The sequence below is a fragment of the Mesorhizobium sp. RIZ17 genome (assembly GCF_051127865.1).
GTDB classification, from domain to species: domain Bacteria; phylum Pseudomonadota; class Alphaproteobacteria; order Rhizobiales; family Rhizobiaceae; genus Mesorhizobium; species Mesorhizobium humile.
Window position 1 is genome coordinate 5,869,691 of the sequence record NZ_CP147861.1, and the last position, 14,454, is coordinate 5,884,144.

15 protein-coding genes are annotated in these 14,454 nt (G+C 63.3%); 3 read left to right on the forward strand and 12 right to left on the reverse strand.

The features are described from left to right. Nucleotides 1-349: 349 nt before the first annotated feature. The 7 genes from WDX12_RS28600 to WDX12_RS28630 are packed head-to-tail and all read right to left on the reverse strand — an operon-like array spanning nt 350 to nt 9,193. Nucleotides 350-1,399 (reverse strand): FAD:protein FMN transferase, encoded by a 1,050-nt coding sequence (locus tag WDX12_RS28600; RefSeq protein ID WP_434722848.1) that lies wholly within the window; start codon nt 1,397-1,399, stop codon nt 350-352. Beyond that, entirely contained in the window at nt 1,396-1,974 is a 579-nt protein-coding gene (locus WDX12_RS28605; RefSeq protein ID WP_434722849.1) for a nitrous oxide reductase accessory protein NosL, read from the reverse strand. Before WDX12_RS28605 ends, WDX12_RS28600 begins: the two co-directional genes overlap by 4 nt. After that, nucleotides 1,971-2,801: an ABC transporter permease gene (locus tag WDX12_RS28610; RefSeq protein ID WP_434722850.1), complete on the reverse strand. Its 831-nt coding sequence runs from the start codon at nt 2,799-2,801 to the stop codon at nt 1,971-1,973. The genes WDX12_RS28605 and WDX12_RS28610 overlap by 4 nt, the downstream gene beginning before the upstream one ends. Further along, nucleotides 2,798-3,700, reverse strand: coding sequence for an ABC transporter ATP-binding protein (locus tag WDX12_RS28615; RefSeq protein WP_434722851.1), 903 nt, complete (start codon nt 3,698-3,700; stop codon nt 2,798-2,800). Before WDX12_RS28615 ends, WDX12_RS28610 begins: the two co-directional genes overlap by 4 nt. Next, a complete protein-coding gene (locus tag WDX12_RS28620; RefSeq protein ID WP_434722852.1) occupies nt 3,697-4,971 on the reverse strand; it encodes a nitrous oxide reductase family maturation protein NosD in 1,275 nt (424 codons plus the stop codon). The genes WDX12_RS28615 and WDX12_RS28620 overlap by 4 nt, the downstream gene beginning before the upstream one ends. After that, nucleotides 4,968-6,890, reverse strand: coding sequence for a TAT-dependent nitrous-oxide reductase (gene nosZ, locus WDX12_RS28625; protein ID WP_434722853.1), 1,923 nt, complete (start codon nt 6,888-6,890; stop codon nt 4,968-4,970). The genes WDX12_RS28620 and nosZ overlap by 4 nt, the downstream gene beginning before the upstream one ends. Continuing rightward, nucleotides 6,887-9,193 (reverse strand): 4Fe-4S binding protein, encoded by a 2,307-nt coding sequence (locus tag WDX12_RS28630; RefSeq protein ID WP_434722854.1) that lies wholly within the window; start codon nt 9,191-9,193, stop codon nt 6,887-6,889. Before WDX12_RS28630 ends, nosZ begins: the two co-directional genes overlap by 4 nt. Before the next feature lie 216 nt (nt 9,194-9,409). Here WDX12_RS28630 and WDX12_RS28635 point away from each other — a divergent pair, with 216 nt between their 5' ends. Further along, the gene (locus tag WDX12_RS28635; protein WP_434722855.1) at nt 9,410-10,285 is read left to right on the forward strand and encodes a ferritin-like domain-containing protein; all 876 of its coding nucleotides are present in this window, start codon (nt 9,410-9,412) and stop codon (nt 10,283-10,285) included. 15 nt (nt 10,286-10,300) lie between these two features. Here WDX12_RS28635 and WDX12_RS28640 read toward each other — a convergent pair whose 3' ends face one another. Next, entirely contained in the window at nt 10,301-10,744 is a 444-nt protein-coding gene (locus WDX12_RS28640) for a pseudoazurin (protein ID WP_434722856.1), read from the reverse strand. Between the two features lie 108 nt (nt 10,745-10,852). Here WDX12_RS28640 and WDX12_RS28645 point away from each other — a divergent pair, with 108 nt between their 5' ends. Next, on the forward strand, nt 10,853-11,071 hold the full coding sequence (locus tag WDX12_RS28645) for a hypothetical protein (protein WP_434725780.1): 219 nt from the start codon (nt 10,853-10,855) through the stop codon (nt 11,069-11,071). A 151-nt stretch (nt 11,072-11,222) separates the two neighbouring features. Here WDX12_RS28645 and WDX12_RS28650 read toward each other — a convergent pair whose 3' ends face one another. From WDX12_RS28650 to WDX12_RS28660, 3 genes are read right to left on the reverse strand one after another with little or no spacing between them, the layout of a single operon-like run. Then, a complete protein-coding gene (locus tag WDX12_RS28650; RefSeq protein ID WP_434722857.1) occupies nt 11,223-11,501 on the reverse strand; it encodes a DUF1858 domain-containing protein in 279 nt (92 codons plus the stop codon). Nucleotides 11,502-11,536: 35 nt separating this feature from the next. Further along, nucleotides 11,537-12,061 (reverse strand): DUF2249 domain-containing protein, encoded by a 525-nt coding sequence (locus WDX12_RS28655; protein ID WP_434722858.1) that lies wholly within the window; start codon nt 12,059-12,061, stop codon nt 11,537-11,539. A 22-nt stretch (nt 12,062-12,083) separates the two neighbouring features. Further along, a complete protein-coding gene (locus WDX12_RS28660) occupies nt 12,084-13,445 on the reverse strand; it encodes a hypothetical protein (protein ID WP_434722859.1) in 1,362 nt (453 codons plus the stop codon). Nucleotides 13,446-13,704: 259 nt separating this feature from the next. Here WDX12_RS28660 and WDX12_RS28665 point away from each other — a divergent pair, with 259 nt between their 5' ends. Next, nucleotides 13,705-13,884 (forward strand): hypothetical protein, encoded by a 180-nt coding sequence (locus WDX12_RS28665; RefSeq protein WP_434722860.1) that lies wholly within the window; start codon nt 13,705-13,707, stop codon nt 13,882-13,884. Between the two features lie 266 nt (nt 13,885-14,150). Here WDX12_RS28665 and WDX12_RS28670 read toward each other — a convergent pair whose 3' ends face one another. Beyond that, a complete protein-coding gene (locus tag WDX12_RS28670; protein ID WP_434722861.1) occupies nt 14,151-14,420 on the reverse strand; it encodes a hypothetical protein in 270 nt (89 codons plus the stop codon). Between the last annotated feature and the right edge of the window lie 34 nt (nt 14,421-14,454).

Consider the following 14,454-nt stretch of genomic DNA (forward strand, 5'->3'; position numbering starts at 1 on the left):
AATCCTTGAGGCAAGCGGCTGCCGGATGTAGTCGATCAAGCCGAAATCGACATCTTCTCCGAACTCCGCAAGGATTCGCGTTCCCAGTGGCAGGCGGCCATGGGGCCTCGACACTCGGCCGTCCGGCCGCGGATGACGATCCGATAGTACAAGGCGGACTCGATCAAGCCGTTGGCAGCATAACCGAAAAAACAGTTATGGCCGCCGCTCCCCTAAGCCGCAGATGGCGAGCCAAACCAGGCACCTCACCTCGACAAAGAAATCGTGCTACGAGGTTCAGCCAGTCCTGGATTCCCGGCCCGCGGCATCGAGCCAGGTCAGCGACCGGTCCCCGATGCTTCCGCCCGCCTCAGGCACTTCTGTCGATTACGCGTCCGTCGGCGAGCACGAAATAGGCCCGCGTCGCTCCGGCATCGGCGAGAATCGACGAAGCCCGCTCTAAGGGCAAAACGGATAGGCCCGTCGAGAGCGCGTCGGCGCAGGCAGCAGTTGGCGCGACGACCGAGACGCTGAGATAGCGATTGGCACACGAACCTGTGGCGGGATCAAAGATGTGATTGAACCGTCCTGCTGCATCGAATTGAGTCCCGTAGCCGCCGGATGTGGAGACTGCTTGGTTGTCGAGGGCGATCGTCGCAATGAGACGGTCCTCTGCGCGCGGATTCTTTATTCCGACCGACCAGGGTCGGCCCGTCGGATGAGCATCGAGCGAGCGTGTCTCTCCCATATCCACCAGAGTATGAGTGACACCACGGGCACGCAGAAGCTCGGCGACGCGATCGGTAATGTAGCCTTGCGCGATACCGTTAAGGGTAAGGCCCATGCCCGACCGCTCGAATGCCACTTTACCGGTGTCGACTTTCACGCGCTGGTAGCCGCACTTGCCCACCGCGTCTGCGATGTCGGCCAACGACGGCCCGTTCGGATCGGCGTTCGCCACACCGAAGTGCTTCGCGTAGAGGGCCCAGAGCGGCTGCACGGTCGGGTCAAAGGCTCCGCCGGTAGCCCGAGAATAGCGCTCGCTCATAGCCAAAAGCTCGACCAGCTCCTGCGGCGGATCGGCGAGCTGGCCGTCACTGTTCAACTGGCAAAGCGCGGATGTGCTGTCATAGAGGCTGAACACGCGCTCCAGTCGGTGCAACTCGTCGAGCGCATCTGCGATAAGGCGTTCGGCTTCCGCGGCATCTGGATGGTACAGCTGCAGCGAGGCGTCGGCACCAAGCGCGATACCGCGCCATTCGTGGAACAGCCGCGATGCCCGGCCCGGCAGCGCAACACCTACTCCAAGCGCCGCAAGGCTCACGCCTGCCACGGCGCCGCTGATGCGGATGAAGCGGCGTCTGGTTATCCGGTCTGCCAACGCGTCGTTCGCATCAATTCCGTTGCTGAGGATTGTCATTGCTTTACCGCGGGTTTGGGCAACTTGGATTCGCCGACGGAAACATCGGCGGTGTGAGCGCTGTCGTCACTTTCCAGGACATAGTTCTCCGGAATCTCGTTGAAGCGCACGACGGTTCCGCCGTGAGCGGCCGTGAACGTCCAGGCAGCCTTCACATCAGAGAAGGGCACCGGCTCCTTGCCGCCCATATCGGCGTTGTAGTCGCTGCCGATCGCGTACCAGGCATCGTGCGCCTCGACCCAGGTTCCTGCCTCGGGATGCTCCCAATTCCTGGCCTTCGCCATGTCGTTAACATAGATAGCGACGACATCCTTCGGCTCCCCGGGGAGTATCGAAAAAGCGACCGCGTCGCGAACGGACGAGAACCAAAGTGGCTCGGATTTGCCGATACGGAAGGCCTGCGCCTTCGGACCGCCATGTTCGAGCAGACCCATCGAACAGAAGTAGGCGACCGATGTGGCCGTCGGCTCTTGCGGTGGCGGCTTGGGCAAGCCGGCAATGTCCTGATTGCAGCCGGCGAGCAGCACGGAGACGACAGCGGCGACCAGTGCACCGAGGACTGTAGCGCGCATCATGGCTCTTTCCTCGAAAAGACGAAGGCAGCGAGCGCAAGCGGAACCGCCACCCAGGCCGCCAACGCCGTGAGCAGCACGGCGCGGCCGAACTGCATCTGCTCGGCAAGGCCGGCCATCCCGGCGAACAGACTGGTCTTCGACAGCCCGGCAAGATTGAGGAGCCGGAAGATGTCGGCGGGATCCAAGAGGAGCAGCCAGTTGAAGGCGGCGGCGCTGATCGTCCTGCCCTGATCCGCAACCAGCAGGCCGAGCAACGCCATGTCGTAGAGAAGGACCAGAACCAGCCAGATCCCGATGGCAAGGCCTGCCGCAGTCGCACGTTCGCGCACGGTCGCGCTGATCAAGTATCCGAGCGCGACGAAGACCGCGCCGAGCAGGACAGACGAGCCGACCATGCGCGCGAAGCTGCCGAGGCTGTCGGCATCGAACTCGCCGGCCGCTAGCGCGAGCGCCGCTCCGGCGGCGCCGTAGCCGAGGACGGTCGCGACCGTCAGGATCGAGACGTGCCCGAGGAACTTGCCGAACAGGATCTGCCAGCGCGAGAGCGGGTAGGAAAGCAGAAGAAGCAGCGTGCCGCGATCTCGTTCCCCGACGATTGCGTCGTGTGACAGGAGGAGCGCGATCAGCGGAACCAGGAAAATCGTCAGGCTTGACAGGCTGACCACCGTCACCTCGAGCGGACTTGCGCCGACCACGCCCGTGGGTGCGCTGCCGAGAAACGCAAGCGTCAGTGCCAAGCCTGCCATCAGCAGGACGGCGCCAAGGGCCCAGCGGTTGCGCAGGCCATCGCGTATCTCGCGGCCGGCAATCGTTGCTATGGCATTCATTCCGCGGCCTCCCGTGTCAGCTCGTCGCAAAGATCGACCAATGTCGGCGGCATCACTTCGATGTCGCAGACGCCTTCCAGCAGCGAGACGCTGCGGATCGCCTCGATCTTGCCGTCGTCGGCGCAGGTGAGCTCGAAACGTAGGTCGTCGAGCCACTGCACGGTGCGCCGGGCGGCGAATTCCCGCGCCGCATTCTCGTCGACTATCCGCACCCGTATGCGAAGTGGCAGGTCCGCCATGCGGCGGAGTTCAGGAAGCGCGCCGCATGCGACCATGCGGCCGGCCTTCATGATGGCGATGCGGTCCGCCTGCTCGATGTCGCTGAGCGCGTGCGAGGATAGCAGCAGCGTCGCGCCGGCGTCGCGCAGCTCGGCCATGACATCGTAGAACATTTGGCGTGACTCGATGTCGAGGCCGGTTGTCGGCTCATCGAGGAAGAGGACGCGCGGCTCGCCGAGCAGCGCCTGCGCCAATCCGAGGCGCTGGCGCATGCCCTTCGAATAGGTGCCGACGCGGCGGCGCGCCGCGGCGGCGAGCCCCACGCGTTCCAGCAGTTGGTCGGCGACGCCGGCCGGCACTTGCTTGAGGCGCGCGTAGAAACGCAGCACTTCGCGGCCCGTCATGGCCGGAGAGAAGGCGACGTTCTCGGGCAGGAAGCCAATCCTGCGCCGGAACGCCATGGCCTGGCGCCCGGCCGGGTTCTCGCCGAGCAGCGTAATGCGTCCAGCGGTCGGCGTGAGCAGGCCGAGGGCCATCTTGACCAGCGTGCTCTTGCCGGCCCCGTTGTGCCCGACGATTGCGACACACTCGCCGGGCGCGACCCTGAGATCCACGTCGCGCACGACATAGGTATCGCCGTATCGCTTCGACACGCCCTCCATGAAGATCGTCGGCGTCATGGCTTCACCTCATGCGTAGGCGCGATGGGCGCCATCAGCGGCGCGCTGTCGATGACGCCACCCGGATGGAGCGCGGGGAATTCCGCTTGGGCCCAGCGGATGACCTGCACGGCCGGGCTGTTGATGAGGAGCTTGGCCGTCGGATATGTCCACACGACCTTGTCGAAGATGTCGTTCGGGCGGTAAGCGGTATCGGCGATGCCGTCGCCATTCAGGTCGAACGCCGGATTGTCGCTCCAGTAGTTGCCGCGCCCGTCCGCCGACCAGTCGAGCGATCGTGTCCCGACATAGACGACCTGCGAGCGGTTATGGACGAAGGCATTGCCCGTTATCCGGTTGCGCTCCGAACCCGCGGTGAAATGGATGCCGACAGCGCAATCCTCGAACCAGTTGTCGACGAACAGGTTCTTGTTTGCGTTGTAGATGAAGACGCACTGGTCGCTGCGGCGCACCACATTGCCTTCGATTTCCGCATCATTGGCGTAGTTGAGCAGAAGGCCGTGATCGCCGTCGTCTTCCGAGAGGTTGCGGTGGATCACCAGGCGGCTGGAATACATGATGACGTAGCCGTCATGGTTGCCGCGCGAGACGTTATCGGCGACCTCGCTGTCGTTCGTGTACATGTAGTGGACGGCGAAGCGGGCATTCTCGATACGGTTGCCGCGGAAGACGTTGTTGCGGCTGGCATTGGTGAAGATGCCGTCGCGGCCGCCTGTGATGTAGTTTCCGATCACCTGCGCTCCCGGCGCGTTCCAGACATAGACGCCGTTGCCGAGCTCGTTGGTCCTGAGGTCGGTCCGCCCGACGATGCGGTTGTTCCGCACGATCGCGTTGGCGGCGCCGTGGACATAGACGCCGACGAGACTGTTCTCGATCCGGCTGTCCTCGACGATCGCGCCCGTGGCGCTGTCTTCAAGGAAGACTGCCGCATCCATGGGGTCGTCGATGCCCGAATTGCGTATCGTCAGGCCGCGCATGGCGACGTTCGGAGCAGCCACCTCGATGGCACTCCCCTTGCCTTGCCCGTCGAGCACGGCCCCCGACTCAGCCTCGATGGTGAGAGCATGGTCGATCCGGATCGGGCCCTGGTGGATGCCGGCGGCGAGCCTCAATGTATCGCCGGATTGTGACGCGGCGATCGCCAGCCGAAGACCGTCGCCCCCCGCGGGGACGGCGAGGGTTTCCGCCCGCCCCGCCCCCGGGAGGAAGAAGGCGCAGGCGGCAGCGAGGGCCGCCGCAACTGCGCTCCGCTTATGCCGTTGCCAGATCATGCCGGCTTCGGCTCCACGATCATGCGCCCGGCCATTTCCATGTGCAGGGCGTGGCAGAACCACTGGCAATAGTACCAGTGGACGCCGGGGCGGTCCGCGGTGAAGGTCACGGACGCCGTCTGCTGCGGCCCGATCTCCATCGCAATGCCGTGGCGCACCATGGTGAAGCCGTGGGTCAAGTCCTCTACGTCGTCCATATTGGTCACGGTGATGGTGACCTCGTCACCCTGCTTCACTGTGAACTTGTCGAGGCTGTAGGCCGGCGCGACGGAATGCATGTAGACGCGCACCTTGTTGCCGTCGCGGATGACGTCGGCGGCTTCCTCGAGCTTGACGCCGTCCTTCGCCGCCTGCTGCCGCGCTTCCTCCCACATCGGGTCATCGCGCTTCCACACGATCTCAGGCCTGACTTTCGAGCGATGGACCAGGCAGATATCGTGTGGCTCCGCGAAGCTCGGCCCGTCATGGACCAGGCGCATCTCGTCGCCGGAGATGTCGATCAACTGATCGTTCTCAGGATGCAGCGGTCCCACCGGCAGGAAGCGGTCCTTGGAGAACTTGTTGAGCGACATCAGCCACTTGCCGTCCGCCTCCTTGGTCTCACCCATGGAAGTATGGTTGTGGCCCGGCTGATAGTGGACATCGAGCTTCTGGATGATCGGGTCGACCTTGGCGCCGCCATAAGCCTGTATTGCCTTGTCGAGGTTCCACTTGACGACCTGGCTGTCGAGGAACAGCGTGGTGTAGGCGTTGCCCTGGCCGTCGAAAGCCGTGTGGAGCGGTCCGAGACCCAGCTCAGGCTCGGCGACGACGACATCGCGCGGCTGGATCTTGTCGTCGAAGAGGTCGTCGAAGCGGCGCACGTCCAACAGCGTGACGGTCGGCGAGAGCTTGCAGGCGATCGCGACATGAATGCCGTCGGGCGCCGTGTTGCAGCCGTGCGGATTGTTGCCGGCAGGCACATAGCGGGTGTAGCGCGAGCCGTGCCGCCCGTCGACCACCGGCACGCCGTTGATCTCCTTGTAGTCGCCTTTCTTTACCGCATCCTCGATGCGCTTGATGTTGAAGATCACCACCCAGTCGCGGTCCGCGGATGTCATGTCGGCAAGCGTCACGCCCCGCTCCGAGTTGTAGCAGGTCGAGAACGCGTACTTGCCTTGGTAGTCAGCATCGGTGTTGTCGAGATTGCCGTCGACCAGCACCTGCCAGGCGATCTTCATGGTGTCGCCGTCGATGGCCGTGAACACCGACCAGTACTGCTTGGGACTGTCGAGGATTTTGCCGTCGTTCGGGATCGGGATGATGTGCTCGCTGTTGGCGAACACGTAGCCGGTCCGCGGATACTTCTGAACGCGCAATCCGTGAATGTCCGATGCGTTCGGAACCTCAATGATCTTGTCGCACTTCATCACGTCGCAACGGATGCGCCCAACGCGGCAATTGGCCTTGTCGTTGACGAACAGATAGCGTCCGTCATAGGTGCCGTCCGTGAAGGACATATGCGGATGATGGAGGTCGCCATTGTGGTAGATGCCGCCGCGGGTGGCAAGGAATGCCTGCGTGGTCGGCATCAGCCCTTCCGTCAGGACCTTCCGGCTCTCATTGGTGATCCCCCACCCTGTGGCGCTGCAGCGGTTGAACACCGGGATACGCATCAGTTCGCGCATCGATGGCAGGCCGATGACACGCACCTCGCCGCACTGGCCGCTCGAACTGAAGCCATAATATTCGTCGAGGTCGCCGGGGCGGATCTCATTGGTCGCTTCCTTGGCATGGGCGGGCCGCGTGAACCCGGCAACGCCGACGGCACCGCCGCCGGCCGCGCTGGCGAGGCCCGCAAGTATGGCGGCCTTGCCGCTTCCGGTCAGAAGCTTGCGGCGGCTTACTCCAGCCTCCTCCGGCCTATCATCGTCCTTCATTGGTTCTCTCCTTCTGTTGACGCGGCCTGGCTGGCCGCAGGCTTCCGTTCCACGGATAGTTCGCGCCCGTTGGCGGTCACGAGAACTCTCGGTTTTCCCTTAGAATCCGGCATCATCGACGGCGACTGCAGTGCCAGGAACTTTTCGCGCTTGATGCGCTTCTGGATCACCACCGGGCAGCGCTGGTCGTCGTGATAGAGCACCTGGCAGTTGAGGCACTGGATGCATTCGTTGGGATTGATATTCCCTTCCGGATGGATCGCCTGGACGGGACAGTCATTGGCGCAGCGCTGGCAGGGCGAGCCGCATTCCTTATAGCGCTTCAGCCAATCGAACATGCGCACACGGGCGGGAATGGCCAGCGCGCCGCCGAGCGGACACACGTAGCGACAGTAGAAGCGTTCGATGAAGAGGCCGGGCGCAAGGCAGCCGACCGCGAACAGCACGAACCACCACTCGCGCGCGAAATGCAGGATGATCGCGGTCTTGAAGGGCTCCACCTCGGCAGCTTCCTCGGCGAGGCCGAGCGAGCCGAAAGACAGGCCGAAAAGCGCGAGGAAGATGATGTATTTGAACGGCCACAGGCGCTGGTGCAGCCAGAACGGGACGCTAACTTGCGGGACGTGCAACCACCGTGCCACCCGGTTCGTCCACTCCTGCAGCGCGCCGAACGGGCAGAGCCAGCCGCAATAGGCGCCGCGCCCCCAAAACAACAGCGCGGCCGCGATGGCCGACCACAGGATGAAGATCAGCGGGTCACGAAGGAAATAGTCCCACCGGAAATCGCCTCGCAGCGAGTTGAAGAATGTGAGGATGTTCACGACCGACAGCTGCGCGTGTTCGTACCAGCCAATCCAGACGAGCGTGAACGCCAGGTAGCCAAGCCGGATGCGTTCGAAGGCGCGAGGCCACTTCACCAGGAAATCCTGGAAGAAGAAGATGGCTGTAAGCACACCAATGGCGGCGAGCATGATGGCGATGTCGAACTTCCGCGCCTGCCACATCCGCTGCCAGAGCGGCGGTTCGGCCTCTCCGGTTGCCACCGGTTGAGCGGCAGCCGACGCTGGCGCGCTGGCCGACGGCGGCGCAACCGCCGTCGGTGGCGAAACCGGCGCTGCCAGATACTTTTCCGGAGTCGCATAGTCGAGCCCCGTCGTGACGAATGCCTTGTCCAGCGCACCGGTCGCCCGCTGCACGAGAAGCTGGAACCGCCACGACGCACCGGGATCAAGGTTCGTGCCGTCGGGCGTGACGAAAACACCGATTTCGGAAAAATCCGGCGCGCCCTCGGCAGAAACCGCGCCGATCCGCCTGTAATTGCGATCGCGGAAACGTATGCTGCTCTCGCTCTGGATCACTTCGATGCGATCGAAAATGCCGCCGCGCACATAGCCGGAGCCGCGAAAGGAATACGGCCCGTCGCCGGCGATGAGGATCGCCTGCTGGCCGGGCTTCAGATCCTGGCGAAGGTGGTCATATTCAGCATCGCCGAGCAGTGATCGGCCGATCGTGGGCACGCTCGCCAGCGCGACATAGACGTCGACGAAGGGGGCGTTCGGGTCGCCTGCCTGAGGACGTGCGATCGCCGCGGCATTGCCCGTCCGCTGAAACAGGTCGTCGAGCTCCTTGTTGGTGATCGCAAGCCTGCGCACCGATCCGTCGCCGAGCAAGGCTTGCCAGGTTTCGACGGCGCTCTTGGTCTGATCGATCGAGCGGTGGGCAGGGGCAGCAGAGATGCGCGCGGCCGCCGCGCCCAGGCTGCGCGATCGCGCGACCTTAACCGCCGACTGCGTCATGCTGTCGGCGATGACCATCATCGTGACCGTCGCCCCGCTGACGATGTCGACCGGCATGCGGCTCGCCTCGCTCGGATCGAGGACACGCCGGCCGGCGAACCCGTTGATGTAATGGTCGATCTTGGCTTGAGGGATGCCGACCAGAACGATCGGCTCGTGGTGCTCGACGAGCTTTGCGCCGGTGATCTTGCCGTCGAGGTCGATGCCGACAACGATGTTGATCGGTTTGCCGGAGTAGCCGGTCGAATCGACGACGTCGCCCGTGAGGAAAGCGTAGCCGACGGGCTGACCACCCTTGAGCAGCTTCGCCGCAGGCGGGCTGCCCTCGACCTCGCCGAAGCTGTCGGCCGCCACATCGATGTCGGATGCCTTCAATCCGCCCAGGAACTCGCCGAGGCGGCCGGCCGCGCTTGCTTCGTATGTCAGCCACAGAACGGCGAGAAGAAGTACAACGACGGCCATCAGCGGGCGCGCCAGTCTCCGTCCAAATTCGATGCGTGATTTCATTTGCCGTCATCTGCTCAATGCCCGGCCGGCTGCTGACCAAGCGAGCGACACCCTTAGACGGGTAGACGGAACCGATCTTTGATCCAGCGCAATAAGATGTATCATTGATGTATGCTAAAGCTCGTCCATTCGAACCGGAGGCTTGCTCCCATGAGGCGGTTGACGGAAGAACCTACCGCACGGCCACGCAGCGTCTCGGAGCTTCTTGGTCTCGCCATGGCCATGGAGGAAGCCGCTCTGCAGCGCTACTCCGGTTTAGCCGTCCACATGGAAATGTTGGGTGAGCGACGAATCGCCGGAACTTTCCTCGGGCTCATCGAGGAAGAGCGCGACCACATCGAGGAAATTGCGCGTCGATCCCGTGATTTGACCGGATCACTTCCGCTGGCGCGCGCCGCCGATCCTCGCGATTTGCCTACCGAGACCGCCCGATTGTGGGACGAGGCGGCAGTGAGCGCGACGCTGACATCGTACAGCGCCCTTGGCGTTGCCGTGGAAAGCGAGATGCAGGTATTTGCCTTCTATTCCTACATCATAGCGCACAGCGACGATGCGACAGTGCGTGCGACCGCGGAATGGCTGGCCGGACAAGCGCTCGCGCACGCCGCTATGCTCCGCAAGGAAAGGCGCCGGGCCTACCATCGCGATAGCGCCGAACGTGCTCGCGATCCGATGAAGACGCTTGATGCGGCCTCTCTTGCGGACTTCGAGCGTCAGAGCCGACGGCTGGAGTCGCATGCGGCCGCCGTCCATCGTGGGATTGCTGCACGGCTTGCCGCATTGGCCGAGGATGCGGCTTCGGCAACGATTGCCGAAATAGCCGACCGGGAGGAAAGCGAAGCGGCGGGGTTATCGGCAAACCAGCCCCGGGTGCCCCTAGCGGGAGTACAGGTTGTCACACCCCCGCTCCTGCTACGTGAGGCTCTGCGACAGGCGGAGCAACTTCATAACGCCTATCTCCGCCTCGCTGGCCGCACACGCGACGAGGCGGTGCTGGCCGCCACGCAAGAGGCAGCGGCACGCACCATGAAGAGCCTCTCGGCAATCGCAGCGGCGCTACGCTCGGTCGTCACCCGCTCTGCACCATGCTGAAGGATTGCCCGGCCTTTATTGACCAACCTGCTTGAAGAGCTCGTCGAAGGCCTTCTTGGCCTTGCCCGGCTGGTTGACCGACTCGGCTGCCTTCAGGTTGCTGCTTGGGTCGCCGACTACGACGAGCGCCACCATGCCCATGCCGTAATGAGGATTGCACTTGATGCCGTAGACACCGGGCTTGGTGAATGTGACGGAAACATCCTTGTTCATCTCGCCCTTGAACGGCTGGGCGCCGTCCGGCAGCATGCCCGGAATGGATTCGACATCGTGGCCCTTGTCCTTGGCGACGAAATGGACGGTGTCGCCGGGCGCTACCTTGAGAAAGGAAGGCTCGAGCTGGAACATGCCGTGCTTGCCCATGTTCATCATGTTGACTTCAACTTCGGCCGCATGAGCAGCACTAGCCGTTATCAGAGCGGCTGCCGCAAACGACAGCACAAGTTTGATAGAACGCATTTTCTTCTGGTCCCTTATTTGTCTGGGTTAAGATCGCAGTCGTCTATTAGACGAAGCTCGTCGGCGAACGTTGCGCTGGATCAAATTGGGATCAAGTTGCGGACTGAAATGCGCGAGCTTGTTCCACTGCTGCGCGGGGAATGCCGCCTCGTGCCCATCCGCACCATGCGTGGCGGATCGGCCTGCCACATGTGCGGACGCTGCGCCGGGTTCAAACAGATGGTCGCGCTGGAAATCCGCTCCCCGTCGCACGAAATCGTCAATGTCCCACGCAACGCCAACGCGTTTCGTCGCGTCCGCCGGAACGAGGCAACCTACCAGACCTAAACAGGAGCCACCAGTTTCCGCCACCGAACGGCACGGCAACGGCGATGCATGGCTACCAGCCTGCGCTTGGTTGAGCTGGAATAGCGAGCGGAGACCTTCCAAGCTAGCCGAAGGCAGAAGTTTAGAGGAATTCTAATGTAGGACCCGCGCCTCAGCGATTGTGGCGATCACTTCTCGGAATCCCACCTCGCGACGCAGATCGCCGAGCCGCTCGGCTCAAACCCGCCGAAGCGGTGCTTGCGCCAGCCGATTCCAGTTGCGCGCGCAACAACGTCCAATCCAGCCCATGCTCGCGGGCGGCCTCAGGAGCCGTGTGGAAGGGCGCGATCGGACAACCGACGCATAGCATGCCGTTGCGAATGACCGCGCGGATGGTTTGCGGCCATCTGCGCATGATCTCGTCCATGGTCATTTTTTCATTCAGGGGCATCGGTAAACTCCTTTGCAAGGACTGGAGCCTCCCGCTCACCCGCGCCGGATCACTACGCGATAGTGTCCTTCAGGTTCGACCGCGCCGCGCCAGCGATGACCGCGCGCCTCCAGTTCCTCGAACAGGAAGACGGGCTCCCGCGGAAGCAGCGCCGCCAGCGTCTGGCCGTGCGAAAGAGCCTCGACGCCTTCCAGTGTCCGCACCATCGGCTCGGGCGGATCGAGATCGCGGTTGTCCAATTCGGTGACCGGCGCCGGCCAGTGCTCGTGCTCGGCGCCGATCTCGACGTCGACCGGATCCGGTCGCTCGGCTGCGGCGTCGGGCTCTTCGACGGTCGGCGTGAAGATCACCTCCCAGTCGCCGTCGCCGATCTCGCGCGCCGACGGCTCGAAGCCACGGCTCCCAAGGACATGGAACAGAGGGATCGGCTTGAAGGTGGCAAGCAGCCGCAGCCTCTGGCCGGGGGCGAGCGCGGCGACCGCCTCCATGATTGCACTGAAGGGTTCTGCGCCTTCCCGGAGGATCGGGCGAACGTCGAGTTCGTAGTCAGCTTGGGTCATTGCGGTCTCCATCTGTCTGAATTCAATGCGGCCTAGGCAGGAAAAGGCTCGATCGCGAGGCACCTTCGGGCAGGCGCTTGTCCTCCGGCACGTTCGTGAGACGTCGAGCGAGGACAAGTTCGACAACGATGGCCAGCGTCGCGAGCAACGCCATCGCGGCCGCGATCCGGAACAAGTCGGGTCGGTCGACAAGCAGGGTTTCCGTGCCGGCCGCCACTCCGAGGAAATAGAGCCCGAACCAGATCGAGCCGCGCCGCTCGATGACAAGGTCCTGCACGCGCGGCGTCGGCTTCTTGCCCATTATCGGACCATAGCATTCCAGCCAGGTCAGGAACGGCACGATCTTGTAGAGCTGCGAAAGCCCAAGGCCTGTCAGCCAGCCGAAGGCCACGAGATAAAGGAGCGCGCCGACGTGTTGCTCCAGCGTTCCCGTCGCAAGCAGGGCAAGCAACAGAACCGCCGATAGCGCAAGCGCTAGGAAGGCACCCTGGGCTGCGCGGCTGTTCAATTCGACGGTGCGGCGTTTGCGGTGACGATAGAAGAAGGCGAGATCGAGACCGTAGAGCCCGAGGCTAGACACTCCGAACAGCACTGCCGACACCATCGCCGGGCTGTCGGCTTCCGGAAGTTCCACTCTTGCCAACAAGGCGGCGATCGGCGAGGCGGACACCGTCAGCAGCAGCGCGGCGACCCCGCTCCACCAGACCGCCCGGCTGCTCCTGCGCTCCCGGTCGGGCGACAGCATGAACATCGGCAAAAGCCTATAGGAGACGCCGATCGCCGTGAAACTCAACCATCCGGCAAGCCCCATGGCGATGTGGACTGGAAGGGCTTGGGTGCGAAAGTCGATCTCGGCCAAGCCGGGAAGCATGCCCGAAAGCATGAGGGTGAACAGCGCGCCCAGGGTGGCCGTGACGAGGGCGCACGACAGACCCACGGCAACGAAACGCGCCGGGAGTGGCAGACGGTCGCCCCACAGCGTGCCGCCCAGAACGCCAGCCACAAGAAGGAAGCCGGCCGGCAGAAGCGCGCCTGCGAATGCGAGGAGGGGAACGGCGGTTTCGAAGGCACCCGCCAGTTGCAAGAACCCCGCCAGAAGAAAGGCGAGCCCGGCCAAAAGACATATCAAGGCTGGCAACGCCAGCCATCCCCACCGTAGCGGTCGCGCGATCAGCACGGGTACGAACTGAAACAGGGCGCCGCACATCAGCAGGCTGAGCCAGCCGATCGTGACCATATGGACGAGCAGCAGCGTCTCGGGGGCCTCGACAGGCGCTGCGGGAAAGCCGTAGCCGACAACCATCAGCGCCTGGGCACCGACAAGGAAGACCAAGGCTGCGGTGAAATACGACATCGTCCAGCGCGAAAGCGCGGTGCCAATCATGGCCGTCACCTCAAAGCGCCGCCACAATGGTCAGCGCGTCAAACCGTCGAAGTCTCGCTTTCGCCTTGATATCGAGCCTCGATAGAACTTTTGCCGGGCAGACCTCCCAGCAAAAGGATCGGCACCAAAGATAGGTCGGGCCGACTAGCCGGACTTTGTCCCAGCGCAAACTTTGTTAGCGAGCGAAGCGTTTCTGTTCGATAGGGAAGGGTCGAGCCCGCGGGATCACGGACGATGCGTTTGCTTCGAGATGGAGCCCATGGCGGCCAAATGGCGCTTAGCCACTCAGCTCGTCACCCGCAGCCTCTATAGCGATGCCGCCTGTAGTCAGCCTTGGAGCAATCCGTTCGCCCAGATCTCTATGGCCATGAGCCCGCTGCGGACTGCGCCGATGACCCGCATCTACACCGACTCGGTAGTTGTCACGGTTACCTACTGACACACCCGGTCGAAATCTGGGGCCGGATTCCTTCGCGTTTGGTCCAAGTCAAAGCCATCATTTGGCAGACAACCTATCGTCGTCTTGTGACTGGTTAACCGCCCGGGTCAGGGAACGCTACTAAGATGGGATCACTGAATGGGGAAGGCCGATCCGTCAGATTGCCTGCAGATCTCTGGCTGGCGGGGCTAAAAGTTGACGGGGCCACAGAGTCGTCGTCCCGGTAGCGGATGAAGGACGGCCCAGCCACCGGAGTGAGACGATATCTATGCGTCCACGACCCATCTCAAGATCGTTTGCACAGCCGAAAGGCCGGGATCTTCCGATTTCCGGATCACTGTCAGAAGCTGGAACCAGAGATCATCGTCGGCTTCGTCGAGAAACGCCCTCACGGCACCAGCTGAAAAGTCAGCCACAGACATCGACGCTGCGGCCGCGCGTCCAGCAACCTGTACAGCAAGTTCCCCGGGGAGGGTCGACAGGACATCGGCAACCACCTCCGGCTGGTCCAGTGTGGCGATCAAATCCCCAAGCATGTCACGCCCACCCCTGACTTCTTCCGTAGCCTCA

Coding starts and splice junctions, on each gene's coding strand:
- WDX12_RS28600 (WP_434722848.1), bottom strand. CDS start 1,399: ATGACAATCCTCAGCAACGGAATTGATGCGAACGACGCGTTGGCAGAC.
- WDX12_RS28605 (WP_434722849.1), bottom strand. CDS start 1,974: ATGATGCGCGCTACAGTCCTCGGTGCACTGGTCGCCGCTGTCGTCTCC.
- WDX12_RS28610 (WP_434722850.1), bottom strand. CDS start 2,801: ATGAATGCCATAGCAACGATTGCCGGCCGCGAGATACGCGATGGCCTG.
- WDX12_RS28615 (WP_434722851.1), bottom strand. CDS start 3,700: ATGACGCCGACGATCTTCATGGAGGGCGTGTCGAAGCGATACGGCGAT.
- WDX12_RS28620 (WP_434722852.1), bottom strand. CDS start 4,971: ATGATCTGGCAACGGCATAAGCGGAGCGCAGTTGCGGCGGCCCTCGCT.
- nosZ (WP_434722853.1), bottom strand. CDS start 6,890: ATGAAGGACGATGATAGGCCGGAGGAGGCTGGAGTAAGCCGCCGCAAG.
- WDX12_RS28630 (WP_434722854.1), bottom strand. CDS start 9,193: ATGAAATCACGCATCGAATTTGGACGGAGACTGGCGCGCCCGCTGATG.
- WDX12_RS28635 (WP_434722855.1), top strand. CDS start 9,410: ATGGCCATGGAGGAAGCCGCTCTGCAGCGCTACTCCGGTTTAGCCGTC.
- WDX12_RS28640 (WP_434722856.1), bottom strand. CDS start 10,744: ATGCGTTCTATCAAACTTGTGCTGTCGTTTGCGGCAGCCGCTCTGATA.
- WDX12_RS28645 (WP_434725780.1), top strand. CDS start 10,853: ATGCGCGAGCTTGTTCCACTGCTGCGCGGGGAATGCCGCCTCGTGCCC.
- WDX12_RS28650 (WP_434722857.1), bottom strand. CDS start 11,501: ATGCCCCTGAATGAAAAAATGACCATGGACGAGATCATGCGCAGATGG.
- WDX12_RS28655 (WP_434722858.1), bottom strand. CDS start 12,061: ATGACCCAAGCTGACTACGAACTCGACGTTCGCCCGATCCTCCGGGAA.
- WDX12_RS28660 (WP_434722859.1), bottom strand. CDS start 13,445: ATGATTGGCACCGCGCTTTCGCGCTGGACGATGTCGTATTTCACCGCA.
- WDX12_RS28665 (WP_434722860.1), top strand. CDS start 13,705: ATGGCGGCCAAATGGCGCTTAGCCACTCAGCTCGTCACCCGCAGCCTC.
- WDX12_RS28670 (WP_434722861.1), bottom strand. CDS start 14,420: ATGCTTGGGGATTTGATCGCCACACTGGACCAGCCGGAGGTGGTTGCC.